Origin of the sequence: Bacteroides sp. BFG-606, assembly GCF_024788145.1 — a bacterium.
Classification (GTDB): Bacteria; Bacteroidota; Bacteroidia; order Bacteroidales; family Bacteroidaceae; genus Bacteroides; species Bacteroides vicugnae.
On sequence record NZ_JANUIL010000001.1, the window covers coordinates 6,370,783 to 6,395,802 of the forward strand.

The following is a 25,020-nucleotide window of genomic DNA, read 5'->3' on the forward strand; positions in this document are numbered from 1 at the left end:
AGCCTGTTCATTTTTTATCTGTTGAAATAATATCTGATTTTCCCATAAAAAGCACGACCGGCTTTCTGTAGACTAAAGTTGTCATAAAGCTTCTCATCTGTAAAGTTCTTACATTCCAGAGAAAAGTTGTAGCGGGAGTTCTTCAGACTATAAACCAAACTAAGATTATGAGAAAACTGACTTGGTACTCCCTTTTTATTGGAAGCCCCATGATTTTCCCAATGGAGAGGAAATTCATGCACATAATAATTATCATATGTTACTGTCAGCAAATTGCCCTTTCCAAAAAGATGATGCGCATAAAAGGAAGCATCTACGTTAGCAAACAAATAAGGAATATTCGGCATCCTTACTTTATAGGTAGTCGATTCACTCCCATTCAATCCGTACCTCTCGTAATCACGCGTGTTCAAATCGGTAAAATTTCCACCGATAGAAAACCATTTAGAATAATTATAGCGTACTTCCGCATTCCAGCCCATTGTCCTTACACGTCCATGGTTCATGTATGCTGCATATTGTGATGAACCTGCCAAAAACGTTCCGGTCAAACGCCGGATAAAGTCCTTCGTATCTCTATACACCAATCCTCCTTCGACATATATAGAATGTTTTCCAAATTCGTGTGAGTAAGACAAGCTCGCATTTACGTTATGACTGTGTTCCGGTTTCAATCCTGCATCTCCCAGTTCCATATCATCATCACCAAACAATTCATCGGCTGTAGGAAGGCGTAACGCCTTTTCATACGAAAACTTTGCCTGAAATCCATCCAAAAACAAATACGTAGCAGCTATCCCATAGCCAAAGGCTCCGGTACTACCGGCAGACTCTTCATAACTGACTCTATTATTGGAAGAACTATCATCATTGTTGGTATTTCTCGGCCCACTACTGTACTGGTTATAGTATTTACCAAACACAGAAACATTCCACAAATCCTTATGACTATAACGATAAGAAAGTCCTGTGATATTCTTCCTTGATTTCTTTTCAATTTTGCTATACTGGGCGGCACCCGTAGCATCTGTTATATTAGCAGAAGAAGTAGGTTTACGCTCATACCCCATCAACACATGATTAAGCACGAAAGCATGGCTTTCACCCAAATGATAATTGGCAGTAAAGGTACCGTTCCAGTTATCGGTACTTGATTTATAGTCTTGATAACTCTGCTCGCCCAACTTACCTTTTTTATACCGCATTTGTCCCAGCCAGTTATATTCATAAGTTGCCGTATCAATGTTTTGAGTAATATTACGGTTATAGTTTGCAGTCAGGTTCACATCCAGACCTTTGAGCAATAAGTTTCTTTTCCGGTATTCCACCGAAGGCATAAATGAATGGCCTTTCCGCCGTTTTTGTCCGTATACAATTTCCTGTACAACACCGTTCTGGATTTCCTTATCATTTTGCGAATAGGTAAAGGTAAGCATCAAACGGTCGGCAAACGGTTTATTCACAAGCCCCACTTTACCCACAACAGCCTCATTATGATAAGTGTCGTGAAAGCGTTTCACCCGTTCTATTTTTTCCGAATCCCAGCCGGATACCCAGCCATCTTCATCGACCACTTCATCATAATGTTCCACCGGAGTATCAATCCAATAATTATTATCCGAATAATTCTGAAAAGCATTGATTTCGAATGTAAACCCATTATCAGCCGTATGTCCCACATTCACATACGATTTATGGGTGTTGAAAGATCCATAAGAATATGAAGCATCGACAAATGTACGCCGCTTATTTCCAGTGACAATATTTATCACACCGCCCAAAGCATCCGTACCAAAGCCAACGGGTACCACACCACGATATACTTCGATACGCTCTGCAAAATTAATCGGAATATTATTCAGGCTGAACGAGCCTCCTACTCCATCCTGCGGCACTCCATCAATGAATAACTTGATGTTTTTTCCACTCATTCCATCTAAAGAAAGATTCATATCCGAACCCACCCCGCCTGACTCACGCAACTTCACACCAGGCACCTTCGTTAAAGCACTGGCTAAATCCTGCGTACTATTATGAAGTTTGGTTGCATCAATCGCTACAGCATTAAAAGCTGATTTATTCACTCGGTTCACTCCGGAAGTAGAAATCACCACTTCACTAAGTTCTTTCACATCAGGAGTGATGGTAAAGTTCATCTTTATCCGTTCTCCCCTTCTTAAAACCACTTTTTTTTCTATCGTTTTATATCCCATAGCGGAAACAACTAATGTATATTCGCCACCGGGAGCTTTAATATGATAAAGCCCCTCACGGTTAGTGGCAGAACCGAAACCAGTCCCTTTCAGGTGAACAGTAGCAAAATCAACTATTTCTTTTTCCGTAGATATTATTCGACCCGATATCATGGATCCCCCATGCTGCGAATAAGCTGATAGAGAAAGAATTAACATCAACAACAGTAGACCTGTCATCCTCTTTATTTCACAACAAACAATCTTTTTCACCCGACTCATATTTTTATTTATTCTAAATAAGAATTACATTTGCGGGTGCAAAAGTATATAACAAGCATTAATTATAAAAATCATAAAAATTTGGTATCACCCAAACTTTTCTAATAAATAAGACAAGATGAGAGCAGATCTGGAGTGGTTTAGAACCTTTAAAGCTATATTTGATACGGGAACTATGAGCGACGCCGCCAAAGAGTTGAATATTTCTCAACCTGGCGTCAGTCTGCATTTAAGTTCACTGGAAAATTATATCGGACATCCGTTATTTGAACGTAACACCCGGAAAATGATTCCCAATGAACGAGCAAGAAAGCTATACCGGCAAATATGTTATTCACTCACCAAATTAGAAGAAGTAGAAAACAGTGTCCGCAAGAGAAGTGGAAAAGAGAGAATGACTCTTTGCCTTGGAGTATATTCGGGACTATTTTCTCAACTAATAGCTCCTCATATCGCCGATTTAGATTTTAATCTCATCGTACAATTCGGAGACAACGACAAATTGAGTGAGCTTCTGGAAAGCGGTTCGGTAGACATTATTATCACTTCAATCGAAACGCCCATTCACAATATTTCATATCAAGTTCTCGGAACCTCCGAATTTATCGTCGCTGCAGGAAAAGAAACCGATATCTCTCAATTCCAGCAGCTGGATATTGAGAATAAGGGTCAGGTAAGAAAATGGTTACAATCTCAACTTTGGTACAGCAACGAAAAAAATATATGGGCGCGTTTTTGGAAACTCAATTTCAAAAAAGAGAGCGATTTCGCACCCAATTATGTGATGCCTGACAAGAACACCATTCTCCGCTGTCTGGAAAAAGGTGTCGGCCTGGCACTTATGCCTCATTCTATCTGCCGGGATTCTATAGAACGAGGAGATATTATATGCCTGTGGAAAGGATATGTAGAGATGAAAAATACACTCTACATCGGACATCGGAAAAACTCAATATTAAGCGACGAGATCCAACAGATCAAAGAAATAATGACAACTGAATTCGAAAAATGTCATAATGAATCATGTCAGCCACTGCGCTAACGACCGTTCCGTCACCTCCCACAACTGCTCTTTCTGCACATGATTCGTGTATTTATCAGACAAGTTTTTCCGGTGGTTATTGACATACAGTTGTCCTGTCACGCCTGCTTCCTTTTCATCCAACAATAAACCGACTGCCGTAGAAGCCCCTTTCTTCGGTTTGCGGATAAAAGGACGAAAAAAAATATCCGTCAACGGATCAAACCACTTATGCATCGTAATGATATTGGTAGAAACAATTCCCGGATCGGCAGCATTGACGGTGATTCCTTTCTCACGAAGTTGCCCGGAGAGTTCGAAAGTAAATAGTAACAAAGCCAGTTTGGTGTTACTGTAAACAGGAATTCTCCAAAAACTCCCCGTTTTTCCTCTGTGAAAGAAATCGGGAAAATCGAGTTTACCAATTGCGTATGTACAAGAAACCATATTGACGATACGCGCTCCACGCACCATCAGCGGAACCAATTTCCGAGTAAGCAGATAAGGTCCCATATAGTTCACACTTACCGTTCGCTCAAACCCATCAGAAGTAGTATGAAAACCTGTTTCCATCGTTCCGGCATTATTCATCAGCAAAGCAATGGAGAGGTTTCTTTCCAAAATCTGGTTGGCAAAAGAAACTACCGATTGCATGGAAGACAAATCAATAGCTATTACTTCCAAATACGGGTTTCCGGTTTCCTTGCTCAAATGTTCGCGGACAATCTCCGCTTTCTTCGGATTATAACATGCCATTATGATTCGATAACCGGCTTTGGCTACGGCACGTGTTATTTCTGTCCCCATTCCTCCGTCCGCACCGGTGATAATCGCCCATTTCATTTCACTCATTTTTTCTCCAATTTATCAATCTCCTTTTGTAAAGACAAAGGGATTTGTTCTTTCAAATGTTGATGACAAGCCATTTCTATCGTATACATACGACCGATGCAATAATTACTGTGTCCACAGCTACAGCGTGCTTGTTCCTCCTTTTTCATCCGATTCACAAATCCCGGTTCGTTGAGCAAAGCTCTCGCCATCTGTACGGCATCAAAACCGGAATCGAGCACTTCATCTATTTTCTGACGAGAAACAAGACCGCCGACATAAATCAGCGGCGCATTCGGAAGAGCTGCCCGGAATTTCAGTGCATCTTCAAGGAAATATGCTTCTTTGAAAGGTACAGAGGGGATCATCCATTTACCAAACATACGGACTCCGTATTTCAGCCACCAGCAATTCATATAGTAAGACATCGAACGGATTGGCATGGCACCCCGCATCACATACATCGGTGCACGGCTCACAAAGCCTCCACTCAACACCAATCCATGAACGCCATGTTCCAATAGACGTTTAGCCACTTGTATCGATTCGTCAATCTCCATGCCTCCTTTGAAACCGTCACGCATATTCATTTTTACCAAAACGGCCATATCATTGCCTGCCGCTTTCATCACTTCTTCCATCACCAGGTCCATAAAACGCATCCGGTTTTCGAGCGAACCACCATATTCATCTTTCCGATGATTGGTATATGGAGAAAGGAACTGGCTAATCAAATAACCATGTCCTGCATGCACTTCAACAGCGTCAAATCCTGCTTCTCTCGCCAGATTGACAGCATTTCCATACGCTTGTGCCATTTCCGGCAACTCCTCCTTTTTCATTCCACGCACAAATGTAGGAGAGTAAAGATTAAAACCCGAAGATGCGGATATAGGAGTGACACCACAAATATTTCGATGGGACATATTCCCACAATGTCCGATTTGTATACCCACTGCTGCACCTTCATCGTGCACAGCTTTTGTCAATTCATGCAAACGGGGAATAATAGACGGACGCAACCACAACTGACGGTCGAAAGAAAGTCCGCTTTGCGTCACGGCAGCATAAGCCACTGTTGTCATACCCACTCCTCCCGCAGCTACCGAACGATGGTAATCCAGCAACATCTGCGTAGGAGTATTCTCCGGACACATGCTCTCAAAAGCTGCCGAACGGATTGTTCGATTCCGCAACGTCAAAGGGCCAAAGGTGACCGGACTAAAAAGTTTAGATTCCATAGTAGTATATTTATTGAGTCATATTTAAGTCGTAATGAAAAATGCCCTAATACCTAATAAAGGAAAGGGAACACTCGTTTCCGTTCTCCCACTGCATCGCCGAATTCTTCGCGATAACGGCACCAGATGGCATTGGCACGAGGAACAAGGTTAGCAATCGTCCACCAAAGGAAAACAAGTCCGGAAAGTGAACAGGTGAGTATCGCCCATCCTGCCCATTCCACTATTTCACCGAAATAGTTGGCGGAAGTGACATAACGGTACATACCTTTTTGAGGCAGATAGTGCCGGGTATCTCCCGGTTTGCGCAAGTGCCGGATGATATAATCCGAATGCCAGTTCGTCAGCATACCTGTGAAAAAAAGCAGTGTGCCTATAATAAACCACGGTGAAGCGAACCAACCGGATTGATACATCGTTTCGGGAGCAAGATAAAAGATCCATTTACCTTGCATATAGCCATTCAGTAAATTAAAAAGAATACCCATCGACATGATTGACAGCGGCATCTTACTTTTCCCCGTCAGTAGCAGGGGAAAAATGAAAGCACGTTGAAAGTAATGAATCTGGAAGAACAGGAAAAAAGTGAAGATTACCGGTTCAAACCGACGCTCGGAATATATCCACATTACACACATCACTAGGAAAACGGGAGCTTCCATCCATATCCAGGCTAGTTTATTGGATATAGCTACGCCCCACGATGCCGTACGGAAAATGCCATATCCGGCTTTCACAAAGTAAAGGGCGATAAAAACAACCAGGGCAATCAGGCTCATCACGCCCAGAAACAGATTAAAAGCAGCTATATTCATGTCGATCTTTTTTTGTAACACGCAAAAATAACAAAAATGAAACGAATGACGGTACAAAAAATAGAAAGAATCTGAAATACATTCCTTTAAGAACATAAAAAAACAGCATTCCCGAACGCATACCTGAAATTACGAGGCATACATCCGGGATCACTTATATATTCAATAAAAGGATTTGTTTTTATCAGCGTTTCTTGATTGGAATATAAGGCAAATCATCGAGTACATTCTTATAAGCCGGGCGGATAATTCGTTTACCTTCGAAGGTCAATTCTTCATTACGGTGTGCACACCAGCCTACGATACGTGCCATAGCAAACAGAGGAGTGAAGATTTCCTGCGGCAAGCCGATCATTTCATACACGAAGCCTGAATAGAAGTCGATATTGCTGGATACTGTCTTTCCGTTGTTTTTAACACGTCCGAAAGTAGCGATGGCCCGTTCTTCCAACAGTTCGAGGAAAGCAAATTCACTTTCTCTTCCTTTTTCACGGGCAAGGTCACGAGCCAATTCTTTCAACAGAAGAGCACGGGGATCGGAGATTGTATAAACGGCGTGTCCTATACCGTAGATCAATCCGCTCTTATTATATACTTCCTTATTCAACATTCGGGTGAAATAAGTGTCTATCTCATCCACACTTGTCCAGTCTTTGATATTCTCTTTCAGATGCTGGAACATATCGGCAACCTGAATATTTGCACCTCCATGAAGCGGGCCTTTCAATGAACCGATACCTGCGGCAATGGCCGAATAAGTATCCGTTCCGGTAGAAGAAGTAACGCGAACAGTGAAAGTGGAGTTGTTACCGCCCCCATGTTCTGCCTGAAGAATCAGCAACAAATCGAGGGTACGAGCATCAAGTTCGGTATAATTTCTTTTCAACATGTACAGGAAGTTCTCGGCAATAGAGAGTTTTTCCTGCGGATGGCGGATATGCAGAGAACGTCCGAAAGTAGCATGGCGAAGCATATTGTACGCATAAGCAATGATAGTGGGAAATTTCGAAATCAGTTCAATACTCTGACGCATCAGGTTATCCCGGGAAGTATCATCCGCATTCGCATCAAAACGGTACATTTCAAGCACACTGCGTGAAAGAATATTCATGATGTTGTTTCCTTCCAACTCTATGATATTCATTTTTGTTTTCTGCTCCAACGGCATATTGTCGTTAATCAATTCACGGAAAGAAAGCAATTCTTCTTTATCCGGCAGACGTCCGGAAAGCAACAGGTAAGCCACTTCTTCAAAACCGAAACGTTTCTCTTTGATAATGGCATGCGAAATATCTTCCACATCATAACCACGATAGAATAATTTTCCCGGTATCGGTTTCAATCCACCACCCGGAATACGTTCATAGCCTACTACATTACCGATTTTGGTTAAACCTACCAATACACCTGTGCCGTCTTCATTACGCAATCCGCGTTTCACATCAAACTTTGGGAACAATTCATTATCAATCCGGGTAGCTTCCTTCATCTCCTCGGAAAGTTTGTAAATCAGGTACTCTTTTTTCATCTTTCTTCGTTTTTTATTCGTTACTTTTGTTTTTCAATTCTTTCCACGATCTCACGAGTGAAAGCGGAAGTAGAGAGGGAGGTTCCATTCGGCATAAAACGAGCCAAATCGTGTGTAGCGCGAGCGTCCAGGAAGCTTTGTTCCAAGGCTTTCTCTATCAGAGCAGCCGCTTCTTTCCAATCAAAATATTCGAGCATCATTACGGCCGAAAGTATAATAGAACAAGGGTTCACCACATCTTTTCCCGCAATATTGGGAGCTGTTCCATGAGTCGCTTCAAAAATGGCATGTCCTGTTTGATAGTTGATATTTGCTCCCGGAGCAATACCGATACCGCCTACCATGGCCGCCAGTTGGTCGGAAACATAGTCTCCATTCAGATTCAAGGTAGCTATCACGGAATATTCTTCGGGAATCAGGAGTGTATTTTGCAAGAAAGCATCGGCAATGCAATCTTTTATCACCAGTCTGCCATCTGCCAAAGCATCGGCAAATTCACGCTGTGCCAGCTCGTAACCCCATTTCTTGAAGCCACCTTCCGTGAACTTCATGATATTTCCTTTATGCACCAGCGTTACAGAAGGTAAATGATGGTCGAGCGCATACTGGCAGGCAGCACGTACCAGACGTTCAGTACCCTCACGTGATACAGGTTTCACACCGAAAGAAGAGGTTTCCGGGAAACGGACTTTTGTTACTCCCATTTCGTCTTTCAGGAATTTATAGAACTTTTCAGCTTCCGGAGTACCAGCTTCCCACTCGATACCTGCGTAGATATCTTCCGTATTTTCACGGAACACGCACATGTTCACTTTTTCAGGTGATTTGACAGGCGACTGTACTCCCTGATACCAACGAACTGGACGAAGACAGACATATAAATCAAGTGTCTGACGCAGCGCTACATTCAACGACCGGATTCCACCTCCGACAGGAGTTGTCAACGGGCCTTTGATTCCTATCAGGTATTCCTGAAAGGTTTCCATTGTTTCATCCGGCAACCAGGAACCTGTTGCATGGAAAGCACGTTCTCCAGCCAACACTTCTTTCCATTCGATCCGACGTTTGCCGCCATAAGCTTTCCGGATAGCTGCGTCCACTACGGCTTGCATGGCAGGAGTCACTTCCGCTCCTACTCCATCGCCGGTAATATAAGGTACGGTAGGCACATCGGGCACCAGCAACGTACCATCTGCTTGCATGGTTATCTTGCTCATATTTTATCTTGCATTTAAAGCAGAGCCGGCACGGAACCAGGCTATCTGCTGTTCATTATAGGTATGCTGTACTTCAAAACTTTCTTTCGTTCCGTCTTCGTGATGAAGAACAATCGTCAAATTGCGACCCGGTGCGAAATGGACTAAACCTACTACTGACAAAAGATCGTGTTCCTGAACCTTCTCATAGTCTGCCTTGTCTACAAAAGTAAGAGCAAGCATTCCCTGCTTTTTCAGATTCGTTTCGTGGATACGGGCAAAACTCTTAGCCAGAATGACACGCACATTGAGAAAGCGCGGTTCCATGGCTGCATGTTCACGGCTGGAACCTTCTCCATAATTCTCTTCGGCAACAACTATAGACGAAATACCTTCAGACTTATACATTTTTGCCGTACCGGAAACTGTTCCATAAGTATTTGTTGAACGATTCCAAACGCTGTTCGTTTCACCGTTGAAAGCATTGACAGCTCCCATCAGCATATTGTCGGAAATATTCTCCAAATGTCCCCGGAAGCGGAGCCACGGACCTGCCATAGAGATATGGTCGGTAGTACATTTTCCTTGTGCTTTAATCAGTAAAGGCATATTCAGTAAATCCTGTCCGTCCCATGCCGGGAAAGGCGTCAGGAGCTGGAGACGTTGAGAATCAGGCTTCACCTTGATTTCCGTTTTTGCTCCGTGCGGGGCAATATACCCCTCGTTTCCGGATGTAAAACCTTTCAAAGGGAGTTCATCTCCTACTGGTTCGGATAGTTTCACCTTTTCTCCGTCATGATTCACCAATCTGTCTTTCAACGGATTGAAGCAGAGATCGCCGGCAATCGTTAATGCCATTGTCAGTTCCGGAGAAGCCACAAACGCATAGGTATTCGGATTACCGTCAGCACGTTTGGCAAAGTTACGGTTGAAAGAAGTAACGATTGAATTTTTCCGTGTCGGATCGTCCGTCTCGCGTTTCCATTGACCGATACAAGGGCCACAGGCATTTGCCATAATCGTGGCACCCAACTGTTCAAAAGCTTCAATCATCCCATCTCTTTCGGCAGTAGCCCGAATTTGTTCCGAACCCGGATTGATGATTAACGGAGCAGCGACACTCAAGTTCTTTTCAGTGACCTGTTTCGCCAAAGAAGCTGCACGACTCAAATCCTGATAAGAAGAATTGGTACATGAACCGATCAAGCCCACCTCCATTTTGCGGGGGTAGCCGTTCAATAACACTTTTTCTGCAAATTCGGAAATAGGAGTAGCGGCATCCGGTGTAAACGGTCCGTTTATATAAGGTTCGAGTTCCGACAAGTCTATTTCAATCACACGGTCGTAATAGTTGGATGGTTCGTCGGTCACTACATCATCCGCACGAAGATCGGCATCGACAGCCTCCGCCCAATCGACCACACAATCTCTTCCGGTAGCCCTCAAATAGGCAGCCATGCGCCCGTCAAACGGGAACAGAGAGGTAGTAGCCCCTACTTCGGCACCCATATTACAAATGGTAGCTTTCCCGGTAGCAGAAAGGGATTCGGTTCCAGGACCAAAATATTCGATAATAGCATTTGTTCCTCCTTTTACGGTAAGGATGCCGGCCAGTTTCAGGATTACATCTTTCGGAGATGTCCAGCCACTTAGTTTTCCGGTCAGACGAACACCTATAATCTTCGGCATTTTCAGTTCCCATTCCATTCCTGTCATCACATCCACAGCATCCGCGCCACCAACACCGATAGCTACCATGCCCAGTCCGCCTGCATTAGGAGTGTGGGAATCCGTTCCTACCATCATACCGCCGGGGAAAGCATAGTTTTCGAGTACTACCTGATGGATAATACCTGCTCCCGGTTTCCAGAAACCGATGCCGTAACGGGAAGATACATCGCGAAGGAAGTCGTATACTTCTTCATTGGTCAATCTTGCCGTAGCAATATCCGCCTTTGCACCTTTATACGCCTGTATCAAGTGATCGCAATGTACTGTTGAGGGCACAGCCACCTGATCCTTACCTGCATTCATAAATTGAAGCAATGCCATCTGCGCAGTCGCATCCTGCATAGCTACACGGTCGGGACGGAAGTTCACATAATCTTCTCCCCGTTTGTAATCTTTTAAATCGGCTACATCATACAGATGAGCATACAAAATCTTCTCGGCCAACGTCAAGGGGCGTTTCAATATAGCCCGTACGTGTTCTACCTTTCCTTTATAAGCAGCGTAGAAAGCTTCTAACATAGTCACATCATATACCATATTGTTTTATCTTTTATGAGTCTATCTATAAAAATAACGAACGGCGTTCGAGTAATGTTTAACAAAATGAAATATTTTTTCTACCCGGAACGAAGATTTGTTACCTTTGCGCCTATTATGAGTAATAATCCGAAAAGTCCAATCATCGACCTTCAGCAACAGCAACTCCTCCTACGGATGGAGTATGAACACGAAAAGGAAGAATTTAAACGGCAGACCGAAACAATGGGCGTTGCCCGTAAAGTGAAACGCGGTCTCTGCTGGTATCCCGTCTCTCTTGGCCGAAGTTACTACAATTCTCTGAATCAGCTTGTAATAGATATTACACGAACCGAAAATAAAGAAATGGAGCATTCCTTCGAGTTCGGCCGCCCCGTCTGCTTTTTCCACCAGTCATTCGAAGGAAAAGTGAAGTACATGAATTTCATCGCTACTGTCAGCTTTGCAGATGAGGAGCGAATGGTAGTTGTACTTCCCGGAGCGGGAGCTTTAGCGGAACTGCAAACTGACGGCATACTGGGGGTGCAACTTTATTTTGACGAAACATCCTACCGGGCCATGTTCGAGGCACTGGAAGACACCATACGCGCTAAAGATAATCGTCTGGCAGAACTGCGTGATATTTTGCTTGGCACACAAAAACCGGGATTCCGGGAGTTATATCCTGTCCGCTTCCCCTGGCTGAACAGCACCCAGGAAACAGCTGTCAACAAGGTACTCTGCACACGTGATGTATCCATCGTTCACGGTCCTCCGGGAACCGGAAAAACAACGACTCTTGTCGAAGCAATTTACGAAACATTGCACCGGGAACCGCAAGTGCTTGTCTGTGCACAAAGCAACACTGCTGTCGACTGGATTTGTGAGAAACTGGTAGACCGGAGAGTACCCGTACTCCGCATCGGGAATCCTACCCGGGTCAACGACAGAATGCTTTCATCCACCTACGAACGCCGGTTTGAAAGCCATCCTGCCTATCCGGAACTTTGGGGAATTCGCAAATCTATCCGTGAAATGGGTAGCCGGATGCGCCGGGGAAGTTATTCTGAACGGGAAGGTATGCGTAATCGCATGAGCCATCTCCGCGATCGTGCCACAGAGTTGGAAATACAAATCAATGCCGATCTATTTGATAGTGCCCGTGTGATTGCTTCTACACTGGTCAGCAGCAACCATCGTCTGCTCAACGGGCGTCGCTTTCCTACTTTGTTCATTGATGAAGCTGCTCAAGCGCTCGAAGCTGCCTGCTGGATTGCCATCCGTAAGGCAGACCGCGTCATCCTTGCAGGAGACCATTGCCAGCTCCCACCAACTATCAAATGTATAGAAGCCGCTCGTGGAGGACTGGATCACACGTTAATGGAAAAAGTGGTTCAGCAAAAGCCTTCTGCTGTTTCTTTATTAAAAGTGCAGTACAGAATGCACGAAGCCATCATGCAGTTTCCCTCCGACTGGTTCTACCACGGAGAACTGGAAGCTGCTCCGGAAGTGCGCTACCGGGGTATTCTTGATTTTGACACCCCTATGAATTGGATTGATACTTCGGAAATGGACTTTCACGAAGATTTTGTAGGTGAGAGTTTCGGACGCATCAACAAGCAGGAAGCCAATCTATTACTACAGGAACTGGAAGCATATATCGAACGGATCGGCAAAGAACGGATATTGGATGAAAGAATTGATTTCGGTCTGATTTCACCCTACAAGGCGCAAGTGCAATATTTGAGGGGAAAGATCAAAGGGAGCAGCTTTTTACGCCCCTTCCGCAGCCTCATCACTGTAAACACGGTAGACGGTTTTCAGGGACAGGAGCGGGACGTTATTTTCATCAGTCTTGTACGTGCCAACGAGGATGGGCAGATTGGGTTCCTGAATGATTTGCGAAGAATGAATGTAGCGATTACAAGGGCACGAATGAAGCTTGTTATATTAGGAGATACCTCTACCCTTACCAAACATCCTTTTTACAAAAGGCTGATGTTATTCATTAAAAAGGAGGATTAAATACTTAATCCTCCTTTTAACAAAGTGCACTTTCTCACGAAACCACACTTCGTTTTAACACAAACAAAACAAACAATATTTTATTTTACGTCAGTACTATTCTTTATTTAAGAAGCCATTAAAAAGACTTTTACTTTCAATATACAAATGCAGATTTCAAAAAGAAATATCAACTCCCATAAAGATAAAACACACTAAATCACCACTTCTGAGAAATCAAAAGCAGCGTCATTCGTTTATTTATTTAGTGATGTTAATCATTCTTCAGGGCTGGTTAAGTTAATTCATACTTCTCGTTTATTTTATCTGATGACGCAAAGATAAACATAAACTTGCATTTTTTGTCCATATAATCAATATATTTTTGAAAAATAATTTCGGAAAGCTTCATTTATTCATTTCTAAATCTCTTTTTAACCCAAAAAGGGAGAAAGCAAACAGCCCTCTCCCTTTTACAAACTTGTATAATTTATCCAGTTTAATTGTTTTCCGGACGAAGTTTACGAACAGTAACAGCAGTCTGCCACATTTCGCTTTCACGCAGTTGACGGAGCTCTTCATTCAATTTTTCACGATAATCAGGTTGTGAATTACTGTCGATAGAAATCTGTGCTTCGTTACCAGTCTTCACGCTATTATACAACTTTTCAACTACCGGCTTGATAGCGTCGTGGAATGGGCCCATCCAATCAAGAGCACCGCGTTGAGCAGTAGTAGAACAGTTAGCGTACATCCAGTCCATACCGTTCTTTGCAAACAACGGCATCAATGACTGTGTCAGTTCTTCCACTGTTTCATTGAATGCTTCAGAAGGAGTATGACCGTTTTCACGCAATACTTCGTACTGTGCCAGCAACAAACCTTGGATAGCACCCATCAATGAACCGCGTTCACCTGTCAAGTCAGAAGTAGCTTCACGTTGGAAAGTTGTTTCAAACAGATAACCGGAACCAATACCGATACCCAGTGCGATGGTTCTATCCATTGCTTTGCCTGTAGCATCCTGATAGATAGCATAAGAAGAGTTCAAGCCACGTCCTTCGAGGAACATAGTACGCAAAGAGGTACCCGAACCTTTAGGAGCAACCATGATAACGTCGATATCAGTAGGAGGAACTACACCTGTACGGTCATTCCAAGTGATAGCAAAACCGTGTGAGAAATAAAGAGCTTTTCCGGCAGTCAAGTAAGGTTTGATAGTAGGCCATACAGACATTACTGCTGCGTCAGACAACAGGCACATTACAATAGTACCTTTCTCGCAAGCTTCTTCAATGCCGAACAAAGTTTCGCCCGGAACCCATCCGTCTGCTACTGCTTTATCGTATGTTTTTCCTTCACGTTGACCAACGATTACATTGAAACCGTTATCACGCAAGTTCAGTGCCTGTCCAGGTCCCTGTACGCCATAACCGATTACAGCAATTGTTTCATTTTTCAATACTTCACGAGCTTTTTCCAATGGAAATTCGTCACGGATTACTACAGTTTCAGTAGTACCTCCAAAATTCAACTGTGCCATTTTCTTTTTGTTTTTAGTTTTTGATGACTTACGTCATCCGTTATTAATTAATTTTGTATTCTCACATTTATTCAAATATCACTTTCGAACGGCAAACAACTTCGCTGCCATTCTTCTTTACTTCTACGTGAAACTCGTTTGCATTCACTTCGTCGCAGAAGAAAGAGAGCTCATCACCAAAGTAACTTTCGGCCACGTACGCCATCTCGAAACGGCGGATACGTTTGGTCTTGTACAACTCTATCGGGAACAAATCAAGGATATGCTCAATGTAACGGATGCTGTTCACATGACCGTTAATATCAATATCACTGTATTTTGCCGTCAGGGTAGCCATTGACTGATCGCTTGTCACTTTGATACGTGAAGGTTTTTCAATAGGACAAGGTTCGTCACAGACATAATCTACGATACTTCCTCCGTGCAAGGTCAATAGATCGGCCGGTTTGCGGGTATTGAGATTAATCATTGCCCATACGGAACGCGCATAACCAATCTTTTTCCCATCCTTATCAATAATAGCAAAGTTACGGTCAGTAAACAAGCGGTAGACATTTTCCACCCATGTTTGAACTGAAAAGTTCTCATATTGATAAGGCATTTCATCCAACTCAACAGCTAGACGCGAAAGTACCCAAGTGTAATTATCCTCGTTCAGTGTTGCAATACCAAAGCCACGGTCACTTGCGTGAAAACCTGCACAATTCAACAGATGATTTCCCAGTACGCCCATAGTCAGACGTCCGTTAAAGTCAACATGAAACGGTTCTGCCACAAACTGATAAGTTCCTATTTTATTTTCTTCACTCATTATTCTTGTTGGTTTTTACTCTGGTTATACATGGCTTCCCGTCCATCGAGAAACTCGTTCACCCGTTCAAAGCAACTGGTAGTAATCGCTACGCGTCCCGAACGAACAAACTGCAAAACACAATTTAAAGCCTTCAGTTCACCGTAGAGTGAGGTTATATCTTCGCTCATGCCATTTTTCTCAACAATAGAAAATACCGGATTGACTTCCACTACACGGGCATTGTATCTGCGGATCAACTTGGATGCTTCCGGAGTTTCCTGAAAAGCAGGGGTAGATACCTTATAAAGTGCAATCTCATGGAAGTATATTTCATCCTCGGTGAAATAATGTGCCTGAATCACATCGATCTTCTTCTCGATCTGTTTCACCACCTTCTCAATGGTGTCCTTATCTGTCAAGGCTGTAATCGTATACTTGTGTACACCTTTAATAGAAGAAGCAGATACATTCAGACTCTCGATGTTGATTTGCCGACGAGTAAATACAGCAGTTACCTGATTCAGCAATCCGGCTATATTTTCGGAATGAACTATTATCGTATATAATGTCTTGTCACTCATAATCCTAAATTTTAATTGCGAACTTTCAATCTTCCATTCTCAATATTCAACTTCTCCTAGCATTCCAACAGCATCTGATTGACCGAACCACCCGGAGGAGTCATCGGCAGAACATTGCCTTCTTCCACTACGCACGCTTCGAGCAGGAACGGACCATCCGTCGCCAGCATTTCTGCAATGGCTTCTTTCAGTTCTTCACGGGTAAAAGCACGTTTGGAAGGAATATCATAAGCCGAAGCAACCTTCATGTAATCCGGATTCAACATCGGAGTAAACGAATAGCGGCGATTGAAGAACATAGCTTGCCACTGGCGTACGTTTCCAAGGTAATTATTATTCAGGCAGATAATTTTCACCGGAGCTTTCTGCTCCATAATTGTACCCAGTTCCTGAATATTCATTTGCAGTCCGCCATCTCCCATAAATACGCATACGGTACGTTCCGGTGCTCCAAAAGTTGCCCCGATAGCTGCGGGAAGACCGAAGCCCATAGTTCCAAGTCCTCCGGAAGTGATGATACTGCGTTCTTTCGTATATTTGAAGTAACGTGCAGACATCATTTGATTTTGACCTACATCTGTTACCAAAACTGCTTCATGATGAGTAGCATTGCTTACCGCACGTACCACTTCTCCCATACTCAAAGAGTTTGTTGCAGGGTGAAGTTCAGGGCGGATTACTTTTTCTTCCTCTACCTTCTCATATTCTTTGAAACTATCAATCCATTCGGTATGAGTTCTCTTTTTCAGGAGTTTAGTCACAGAAGCCAAAGTCTCCTTGCAATCTCCCAAAACAGCTACATCTACCTTTACATTCTTATTCACTTCCGCAGGATCAATATCAAAATGAATCACTTTCGCTTGTTTGGCGTAAGTAGCCAGATTGCCAGTCACACGGTCGTCAAAGCGCATACCAACGGCAATCAGCACATCGCATTTATTGGTATTGATATTCGGCCCCAAATTACCGTGCATACCCAACATTCCTTTATTCAACGGATGTTCTGTCGGCAAAGCAGACAGTCCGAGCAGCGTACAGCCTGCAGGCATATCCGCCTTTTCGATAAATTCACGCAATTCGTTCTGTGCATTTCCCAATTCAACACCCTGTCCTACCAATACAAGCGGACGTTCGGCGTTATTAATCAGTTCGGCAGCTGCCTTTACAGACTCCTCGTCCGTATCGGGAACAGGAACATAACTGCGGATAAAATCGACTTTCGTCGGTTCATATTTCGTTTTTTCTACTTGCGCATTCTTGGCAAAGTCCAGTACCACCGGACCGGGACGACCACTACGGGCAATATAAAACGCACGTGCGACCGCCCAGGCCACATCTTCCGCACGACGGATCTGATAGCTCCATTTGGCGATTGGTTGCGTAATACCTACCAAGTCAACTTCCTGAAAAGCATCTGTTCCAAGAAACCCTGTTCCTACCTGTCCGGCAATCACTACGATAGGTGTACTATCGATCATCGCATCTGCAATACCTGTTACCGTATTAGTTGCTCCGGGACCGCTCGTCACCAGGCAAACGCCCACTTCTCCTGATACACGGGCATAACCTTGTGCCGCATGGGCAGCTCCCTGCTCGTGACGAACCAAAATATGGTTCAATATATTTCGATGATCGTACAAGGCATCAAACACCGGCATTATGGAACCACCGGGGTAACCGAAGATGGTAGTCACTCCCTGATGTTCCAAAGAGCGCATCATAGCCTCTGCACCTGTTATTAAATCTTTCATATTAGTTGATAGTTGATAAATGAACTATATCAGATTAATCTCACTGCTCCCTTATCGGCAGAACTTACCATGCTGGCATAAGCCTTCAGACTCTTCGGCACATAACGGTCACGAGTGACAGGAGTCATCGGACGGGCTGCCAATTCTTCATCCGTCAGTCGCACGTTAATCTTCCGGGCCGGAATATCGATTTCTATGATGTCTCCGTCTACAATTTTTCCGATATTGCCTCCAGCTGCCGCTTCCAGGAGAAATATGTCCGATACTCAATCCGGAAGTTCCGCCACTGAAACGTCCGTCGGTAATCAAAGCACATTCTTTTCCGAGATGACGAGATTTAATATAAGAGGTAGGATAAAGCATTTCCTGCATACCAGGACCACCCTTCGGACCTTCGTGCGTAATGACGACGACATCGCCACTGACGACTCGGCCTCCGAGAATGCCTTCACAGGCTGCTTCTTGCGAATCAAATACTTTGGCAGGTCCGGTAAACTTCCAGATACTTTCGTCTACACCTGCTGTTTTTACTACACAACCGTCTTGCGCAATGTTACCTTTCAACACGGCCAATCCACCGTCTTTGCTATAAGCATGCTCCAAATCGCGGATACATCCGGTTGCACGGTCTTTATCCAAATCCTTATAGTACATACCCTGTGAACCAAGTACGAGATTGAATCTATTTCCGGCTGCGCTCGAATATTTCTTAATTGCTTTTTCACTTACATTCGGACTGGTGATTGAATATTCATTAATAGCTTCCGCCAATGACATTCCGTCTACCCGTCGAACGGATGTATCTATCAGACCTCCTTTTGCCAGTTCATCCATGATAGCAATGATACCACCGGCACGGTTTACATCCTGAATATGATATTTCTGTGTATTGGGAGCCACCTTGCAGAGACAAGGAGCCTTGCGGGAAAGCATGTCGATATCGTCCATCTTGAAGTCTACCTCTGCTTCATGAGCAATAGCCAACAGGTGAAGAACTGTATTGGTCGATCCCCCCATCGCTATATCCAGCGTCATGGCATTCAAAAAAGCCTGACGGGTAGCAATACTACGGGGAAGTACGCTTTCGTCTCCTTCTTCATAATATAACTTTGCATTTTTCACGATCAGTTCTGCTGCATCTTTGAAAAGCTGCGTACGATTCTCGTGTGTAGCTACGATGGTTCCGTTTCCGGGAAGAGCCAGTCCGATTGCTTCATTCAGGCAGTTCATTGAGTTGGCGGTAAACATACCGGAACAACATCCGCAAGTAGGACAAGCATTTTGCTCGATATTCGCTACTTCCTGATCGCTGACACTTTCATCGGCCGATTTAATCATCGCATCGATCAAATCCAGGTGCTGACCATTCCATTCTCCGGCTTCCATCGGACCGCCCGATACAAATACGGCAGGAATATTCAGACGCATAGCTGCCATCAACATTCCGGGAGTGATCTTATCGCAATTGCTGATACATACCATTGCATCTGCCTTGTGCGCATTAACCATATACTCTACACTGTCTGCAATGATGTCACGTGAAGGAAGCGAGTAAAGCATACCGTCATGTCCCATTGCTATACCGTCGTCGATAGCTATTGTATTGAATTCCGCAGCGAAGCATCCCAGCTTCTCAATCTCTGCCTTCACCAGCTGACCGATTTCATGCAGATGCACATGTCCCGGAACAAACTGTGTGAACGAATTGACGATAGCGATAATGGGTTTACCCATCTGATTCTTCTTCATACCGTTGGCTGCCCATAATGCACGGGCTCCCGCCATCCGACGGCCTTGTGTACTAAACGAACTGCGTAATTGCTTTTTCATTTCAATCTATCTTTTAATTAAAGAGCCTTCCTCACACAAGTGAGAAAGGCTCTAAATTCTATCTTTTATGGTACGAACACATACAACACAAAAACCTTTCTCACGCTCTTGATGGGACCACCACGACGCGAATAATATGCAGGACTGCTAGGTTAATAGATGTATGTAACATATTCATATCTTCTTTTCTTTATTTTCGTGCTGCAAAGGTAAGGGCTTTTTTATTAACTCCAAACAAATCGAAGAAAAAAATCACTTAAAAGCTAATAATTGTAAGAGAAGAGTGGTGTTATTTCTCTATTTTATCACTTAAAGGTTGAATTTACAACTATTATCAAAGGATGTGTCCTACTTTTCTTTTCTGACAAAAGCACTTAATAATCTGAAATTTACCCTCCCTATACCGGAGTAAAAGCAAATAATTCGTATCTTTGTCGACCCGGATTACCGGGAATTATTAATCAGAAACAAAAAATATCAGATGGAAACAGTAGAAAACAAGTACATTACCGTTGCATACAAACTATATACAATGGAAGATGGTGAAAAAGAGTTGTTCGAAGAAGCAAAAGCAGAACATCCCTTTCAATTCATTTCAGGATTAGGAACAACACTCGAAGATTTCGAAAATCAGATAACTGCTCTTTCTAAAGGTGATAAATTTGACTTTACCATTCCGGCAGATAAGGCTTACGGACAATATGACGAACAACACGTTATTGACCTCCCCAAAAATATCTTTGAAATAGATGGCAAATTTGACAGTGAACGTATTAAAGAGGGTAACATCGTGCCTTTGATGACTGGTGACGGTCAACGCGTAAATGCCAGCGTAGTAGAAATCAAACCGGATATTGTAGTAGTCGACCTCAACCACCCGTTGGCTGGTGCCGACCTGATCTTTGAAGGTGAAATACTGGAAAGCCGTCCTGCTACGAACGAAGAAATTCAGGAACTTGTGAAAATGATGAGTGGTGGTGATGGCTGCGGTTGCGGATGCGACAGCTGCGGTGATGGCTGCGGAGACGACTGCGGTTGCGAAGGCGGACACTGTCACTAAATAAAGTATTAAATATAAAGTATTAAGTATTAATTCCGTGCGGACACAGCCGGGCTTTAATACTTAATACTTTTTTTATGCCGTTATTTGAGCTAATACTTAATACTTGAAATCAGCATCCTTTATGCGTCATGATGTCAAGCACCATTTTATCCGTTTCGTTCATGGCTTGCGAGCCGATTCTTGTCAGGTTGCGGATACTTTGATCTACATCTTCGTCGATAATTCCCTCTACGGAAGTCACACAACGGTCTTCCATTGCCATCATTGCAGATAATACAGCTGTCGAAACTCCGGTAGTTACTTTCAAAGCACAACTCGGTTTTGCACCGTCACAAATCATTCCTGTCAGATTAGCAATCATGTTTTGAACGGCGAAGGCAACCTGATTGTAGTTTCCCCCCATCAACCAGGTGATTCCACAACTGGATCCGGTGGCAGCTACCACACAGCCACATAAAGCGGACAGACGTCCTAAACTTTGTTTGATGTATATAACAGTAAGATGGCTTAGCATTAAAGCACGGATAAGTTCTTCTTCGCTCTTTCCGTTCTCTTCGGCAAAGACAACGACAGGGAGTGTAGCGGATATCCCCTGATTACCACTGCCGGAATTACTCATGACAGGAATCATTGCACCCGCCATCCGGGCGTCGCAAGCAGCTGATGTATAAGAGAGAATATGAGAAAATACGCTGTCACCCATCACTTTATGTTCGTAAGTTCCTCGAAGCATTTTACCTAGAGAATGTCCGTAGTTACCTTTAAAGGCTTGCTCGGCAGCAGCTTTATTCAAACGGGCTGTATCAAGGATAAAACGGATCTCATCCAGCGGAGCAGTCAGTGCAAAGTCATAGACTTTACGCAAGTTTAATTCGAGCGAAGCATCTTCCTCTTCCTCGCTGACTGTATGTTGCTTGTCGAGCAATATCTGTTCACCCTTGGCTATATATATAAAGGTGGTATGTCCACCGGCAATGATAGCTTTAGCTGTTTTATCTCCCGCTTTACAGTTCACCTCGATATAAAGCTTTTCCGTAATATCTTCTTTCAGAGAAATACAAATCCGTTTTTCTGCAATAAACAGTTTTCCCTGCTCCACCGCTTCCGGCGTACAGTCCCTCAACACTTCCAACTGGTAGTCTGATTTGCCAATCAACGCACCTAAAGCTACAGCTATGGGAAGCCCTACCATACCCGTCCCCGGGATTCCGACTCCCATGGCATTCTTTAATATATTAGCACTTAACAAGACGTCTATCTTCTCCGGTTTCACTCCCAGCGTTTCAGCAGCCTTAGCTACACAAAGCGCTACTGCGATAGGTTCCGTACATCCAATAGCCGGAATGACTTCTTTCTTAATCAATTCTATAATTTGCCTTCTTTCTGATTCAGTCATGGACTTATAAGTTTTAGTTCCACAAAAATAAGAAATTCTTTCTTTTCCAGCATTCTATAATGAACAAATAAAATCTCATATTGTTATAAAACCTTCCATATACCAAACTTTAACAGAATGAATTGATAGAAATATGAAAGCAAAACACGTGATTCTCTATTTGCTGCTGGCTATTGTTTCCTCTTCTTGTATCCGCGAAGAAGCTCTCAATGCAGAAGCAGACATATTAAGTTGCATACTACCGGGAGTAGCCATGACAACCAGTCCTATTATTAACAATAATTCCATCACTATCTTCGTCGGTCCGGGAACTGATATTTCAGAACTTACACCTGAATTTACATTGACTCCGGGAGCTACAATTAGTCCCCTTAGCGGTACGGAGCGAAATTTCAATACTCCACAAGAATATACTGTTACAGCCGCCGATGGTGTTTGGAAGAAAACGTATATCGTATCGGTTATCGACACCGAACTTGCCACGAACTATAATTTCGAAGATACGCTTGGCGGAAAGAAGTACTACATATTTGTAGAACGCGAAGGAGATAAAGTCGTTATGGAATGGGCCAGCGGAAATGCGGGCTATGCCATGACCGGCGTAGCTAAAACAGCTGATGATTATCCTACTTTCCAAATAACGGACGGAAAAGCCGGCAAATGCCTTTCTTTAGTGACACGCAGTACCGGATTCTTCGGACAGTTAGCAGGAATGCCCATTGCGGCAGGAAATCTGTTTATCGGTTCCTTCGATGTAAACAATGCGATGAGTAATCCGCTTAAAGCAACTAAATTCGGTCTTCCTTTCCGGCATGTACCTACTTATCTGGCAGGTTATTATAAATATAAAGCAGGAGATCAGTTTACAGAAGGAGGCAAACCTGTAAATGGGAAACGGGATATCTGTGACATATATGCCATCATGTACGAAACCAGCGAATCTGTTCCAACTCTTGATGGGACGAACGCGTTTACCAGCCCAAATCTAATTTCAACAGCACGGATTGATAATGCCAAAGAAACAAATGAATGGACTTACTTTAAGCTGCCTTTCACCACTCTCCCCGGCAAATTCATAGATAAGGAAAAGCTAAGGGATGGAAAATATAATATAGCCATAGTGTTCACCTCAAGTCTGGAAGGAGATCATTTTAACGGAGCAATCGGAAGTACGTTGCTCATTGACGAGGCCGAGTTAATCTATCACTCGGAAAATTAGTAAAACTAAATAACTTTATAACAACAAGAACGATGAAAATCTATCCGTATATATTCAGCTTACTAACCTGTATAGGAATAGCCCTCCCCGGCTATGCACAGGTTGATCGAAATGAAACACTGATCCGTTCCGCCCTTCACGGACTGGAATATGAGATAAAAGCAGGTTTCAGCATTGGCGGCACAGCCCCGCTTCCTCTTCCGGTGGAAATCCGTTCCATTGACGGATATAACCCGACATTAGCTATCAGTATAGGAGGTGAAGTGACCAAATGGATTGCCGTTCAGAACAAGCTCGGAATTATAGTCGGATTGCGGCTTGAAAACAAAGCAATGACTACCGAAGCCACTGTGAAGAATTATAATATGGAGATTCTCGGGCAAGGAGGTGAAAGAATCAGCGGAGTATGGACAGGCGGAGTAAAAACCAAAGTACATACCGCCGGACTGACAATACCTCTAATGGCTACCTACAAACTAACCAACCGGTGGAACATCAAAGCCGGGCCTTATTTCTCCTATCTGCTTTCAAGAGAATTTTCAGGTCACGTATACGAAGGATATTTGCGGGAAGATAATCCCACCGGTCCGAAAGTAGAGTTTACCGACGGCAAAATTGCAACATACGATTTCTCTGACGATTTGAGACATTTCCAATGGGGACTACAAGTAGGAGCCGGATGGCGAGCCTTCAAACACCTCAATGTGTACGCCGATCTTACCTGGGGATTGAATGATATATTTAAAAACGATTTTAATACGATCACTTTTGCCATGTACCCCATCTACTTGAATATAGGTTTCGGGTATGCTTTTTAAGTCCCACTAGGCTCTGCCACCTGCTTCACTCCGGAGTAGGTTACTTTCACCGTCTGTTGCAATGCAGGCACTTTCACATTAATAGTCATGTCTGCATTTCCATCTTCTACAGTTCCCGTAACTGTCACAGGGCAAGTACCCAAAGAGGCGGCATCTCCTTCAAACGTAAGGTCTTGCTGTCCGGTGAATGTAGACACACCTTCCCCCTTCTTCACTTCACATTTATCAATGACAATATCTCCAAACTTTAGTATCTGCTGATTGATGAACAATTCAAAATCTTTCAGTTCAATCTTCACTTCCGTATTGCTGACCTGCGAGAGCGTGATAAACTTCTCTATTCCGTCGCCGATGACAATTTCCTGGTCAGAACCATCCGGTATCATGGATATATCCAGATTTCCCCAATACGTTCCGATTACATCCGGAGCCGTTATCACAGCTTCCTCTTCGGGAGGATTCTCGTTATTCCTGTTATCACTGTTGTCATCGTCACTGCTACAAGCAGCAAAGAAAGTTAGAGCACATACCAATGCCAATAAATACAATAGATTCTTTTTCATACGTCTTTGGTTTAGTTATTACAATAAATTCGTCCTTTATAAACTAAAAAGAAGAAAAAAGGTTCAATATGCTTCCTTTTTCGAAGTTATTTCGAGTTCGCAACTT

At 43.5% G+C, this 25,020-nt stretch carries 18 protein-coding genes and 1 pseudogene; 5 read left to right on the top strand and 14 right to left on the bottom strand.

What is annotated here, in order from left to right; translation table 11 throughout:
• Nucleotides 1-14: 14 nt before the first annotated feature.
• Nucleotides 15-2,474 (bottom strand): TonB-dependent receptor, encoded by a 2,460-nt coding sequence (locus NXV01_RS24715; RefSeq protein ID WP_259023353.1) that lies wholly within the window; start codon nt 2,472-2,474, stop codon nt 15-17.
• A 118-nt stretch (nt 2,475-2,592) separates the two neighbouring features.
• On the opposite strand from NXV01_RS24715, the gene NXV01_RS24720 reads away from it, so the two are divergent.
• Entirely contained in the window at nt 2,593-3,516 is a 924-nt protein-coding gene (locus tag NXV01_RS24720; protein ID WP_148365133.1) for a LysR family transcriptional regulator, read from the top strand.
• Here the strand turns inward: NXV01_RS24720 and NXV01_RS24725 are convergent.
• From NXV01_RS24725 to NXV01_RS24750, 6 genes are all read right to left on the bottom strand, one after another.
• The gene (locus NXV01_RS24725; protein ID WP_148365134.1) at nt 3,496-4,347 is read right to left on the bottom strand and encodes an SDR family oxidoreductase; all 852 of its coding nucleotides are present in this window, start codon (nt 4,345-4,347) and stop codon (nt 3,496-3,498) included. The two genes, NXV01_RS24720 and NXV01_RS24725, sit on opposite strands and share 21 nt — an antisense overlap.
• Nucleotides 4,344-5,567, bottom strand: coding sequence for an NADH:flavin oxidoreductase (locus NXV01_RS24730; protein WP_195650559.1), 1,224 nt, complete (start codon nt 5,565-5,567; stop codon nt 4,344-4,346). Before NXV01_RS24730 ends, NXV01_RS24725 begins: the two co-directional genes overlap by 4 nt.
• A 53-nt stretch (nt 5,568-5,620) precedes the next feature.
• Complete coding sequence (locus NXV01_RS24735) at nt 5,621-6,382, bottom strand: DUF1295 domain-containing protein (protein ID WP_074557642.1); 762 nt, start codon at nt 6,380-6,382, stop codon at nt 5,621-5,623.
• Between the two features lie 184 nt (nt 6,383-6,566).
• Nucleotides 6,567-7,910 (bottom strand): citrate/2-methylcitrate synthase, encoded by a 1,344-nt coding sequence (locus NXV01_RS24740; protein ID WP_148365136.1) that lies wholly within the window; start codon nt 7,908-7,910, stop codon nt 6,567-6,569.
• Nucleotides 7,911-7,930: 20 nt separating this feature from the next.
• Entirely contained in the window at nt 7,931-9,127 is a 1,197-nt protein-coding gene (icd, locus tag NXV01_RS24745) for an NADP-dependent isocitrate dehydrogenase (protein WP_148365137.1), read from the bottom strand.
• A 3-nt stretch (nt 9,128-9,130) separates the two neighbouring features.
• Complete coding sequence (locus NXV01_RS24750; RefSeq protein WP_259023354.1) at nt 9,131-11,374, bottom strand: aconitate hydratase; 2,244 nt, start codon at nt 11,372-11,374, stop codon at nt 9,131-9,133.
• 66 nt (nt 11,375-11,440) lie between these two features.
• Here NXV01_RS24750 and NXV01_RS24755 point away from each other — a divergent pair, with 66 nt between their 5' ends.
• A complete protein-coding gene (locus NXV01_RS24755; protein WP_259023355.1) occupies nt 11,441-13,378 on the top strand; it encodes an AAA domain-containing protein in 1,938 nt (645 codons plus the stop codon).
• 478 nt (nt 13,379-13,856) lie between these two features.
• On the opposite strand, the gene ilvC is transcribed toward NXV01_RS24755, so the two are convergent.
• The 5 genes and pseudogenes from ilvC to ilvD all read right to left on the bottom strand — a co-directional run bounded on the left by ilvC (nt 13,857) and on the right by ilvD (nt 19,855).
• Nucleotides 13,857-14,900 carry a ketol-acid reductoisomerase gene (ilvC, locus tag NXV01_RS24760; protein WP_122136875.1) on the bottom strand — a complete coding sequence of 348 codons (1,044 nt, stop codon included), beginning with the start codon at nt 14,898-14,900 and terminating at the stop codon, nt 13,857-13,859.
• A 67-nt stretch (nt 14,901-14,967) separates the two neighbouring features.
• The gene (locus tag NXV01_RS24765; protein ID WP_195357647.1) at nt 14,968-15,711 is read right to left on the bottom strand and encodes an acyl-[acyl-carrier-protein] thioesterase; all 744 of its coding nucleotides are present in this window, start codon (nt 15,709-15,711) and stop codon (nt 14,968-14,970) included.
• A complete protein-coding gene (gene ilvN / locus NXV01_RS24770; protein ID WP_008650275.1) occupies nt 15,711-16,274 on the bottom strand; it encodes an acetolactate synthase small subunit in 564 nt (187 codons plus the stop codon). Before ilvN ends, NXV01_RS24765 begins: the two co-directional genes overlap by 1 nt.
• A gap of 56 nt (nt 16,275-16,330) precedes the next feature.
• The gene (ilvB, locus tag NXV01_RS24775) at nt 16,331-18,025 is read right to left on the bottom strand and encodes a biosynthetic-type acetolactate synthase large subunit (protein ID WP_259023356.1); all 1,695 of its coding nucleotides are present in this window, start codon (nt 18,023-18,025) and stop codon (nt 16,331-16,333) included.
• A 29-nt stretch (nt 18,026-18,054) separates the two neighbouring features.
• Nucleotides 18,055-19,855 (bottom strand): annotated as a pseudogene (gene ilvD, locus NXV01_RS24780) (dihydroxy-acid dehydratase).
• A 481-nt stretch (nt 19,856-20,336) separates the two neighbouring features.
• On the opposite strand from ilvD, the gene NXV01_RS24785 reads away from it, so the two are divergent.
• Complete coding sequence (locus tag NXV01_RS24785; protein WP_004306740.1) at nt 20,337-20,915, top strand: peptidylprolyl isomerase; 579 nt, start codon at nt 20,337-20,339, stop codon at nt 20,913-20,915.
• Nucleotides 20,916-21,027: 112 nt separating this feature from the next.
• Here the strand turns inward: NXV01_RS24785 and NXV01_RS24790 are convergent, their stop codons facing one another.
• Nucleotides 21,028-22,314 carry a serine dehydratase subunit alpha family protein gene (locus tag NXV01_RS24790; RefSeq protein ID WP_074557628.1) on the bottom strand — a complete coding sequence of 429 codons (1,287 nt, stop codon included), beginning with the start codon at nt 22,312-22,314 and terminating at the stop codon, nt 21,028-21,030.
• Between the two features lie 133 nt (nt 22,315-22,447).
• Between NXV01_RS24790 and NXV01_RS24795 the strand changes: the two genes are divergently transcribed.
• Together NXV01_RS24795 and NXV01_RS24800 are read left to right on the top strand one after the other, a co-directional pair.
• Nucleotides 22,448-23,533: a PCMD domain-containing protein gene (locus NXV01_RS24795; protein ID WP_074637574.1), complete on the top strand. Its 1,086-nt coding sequence runs from the start codon at nt 22,448-22,450 to the stop codon at nt 23,531-23,533.
• Nucleotides 23,534-23,565: 32 nt separating this feature from the next.
• Nucleotides 23,566-24,351, top strand: a complete 786-nt coding sequence (locus tag NXV01_RS24800) for a porin family protein (RefSeq protein WP_074637572.1) — start codon at nt 23,566-23,568, stop codon at nt 24,349-24,351.
• On the opposite strand, the gene NXV01_RS24805 is transcribed toward NXV01_RS24800, so the two are convergent.
• On the bottom strand, nt 24,348-24,914 hold the full coding sequence (locus tag NXV01_RS24805) for a calycin-like domain-containing protein (RefSeq protein ID WP_259023357.1): 567 nt from the start codon (nt 24,912-24,914) through the stop codon (nt 24,348-24,350). The two genes, NXV01_RS24800 and NXV01_RS24805, sit on opposite strands and share 4 nt — an antisense overlap.
• Nucleotides 24,915-25,020: the final 106 nt, after the last annotated feature.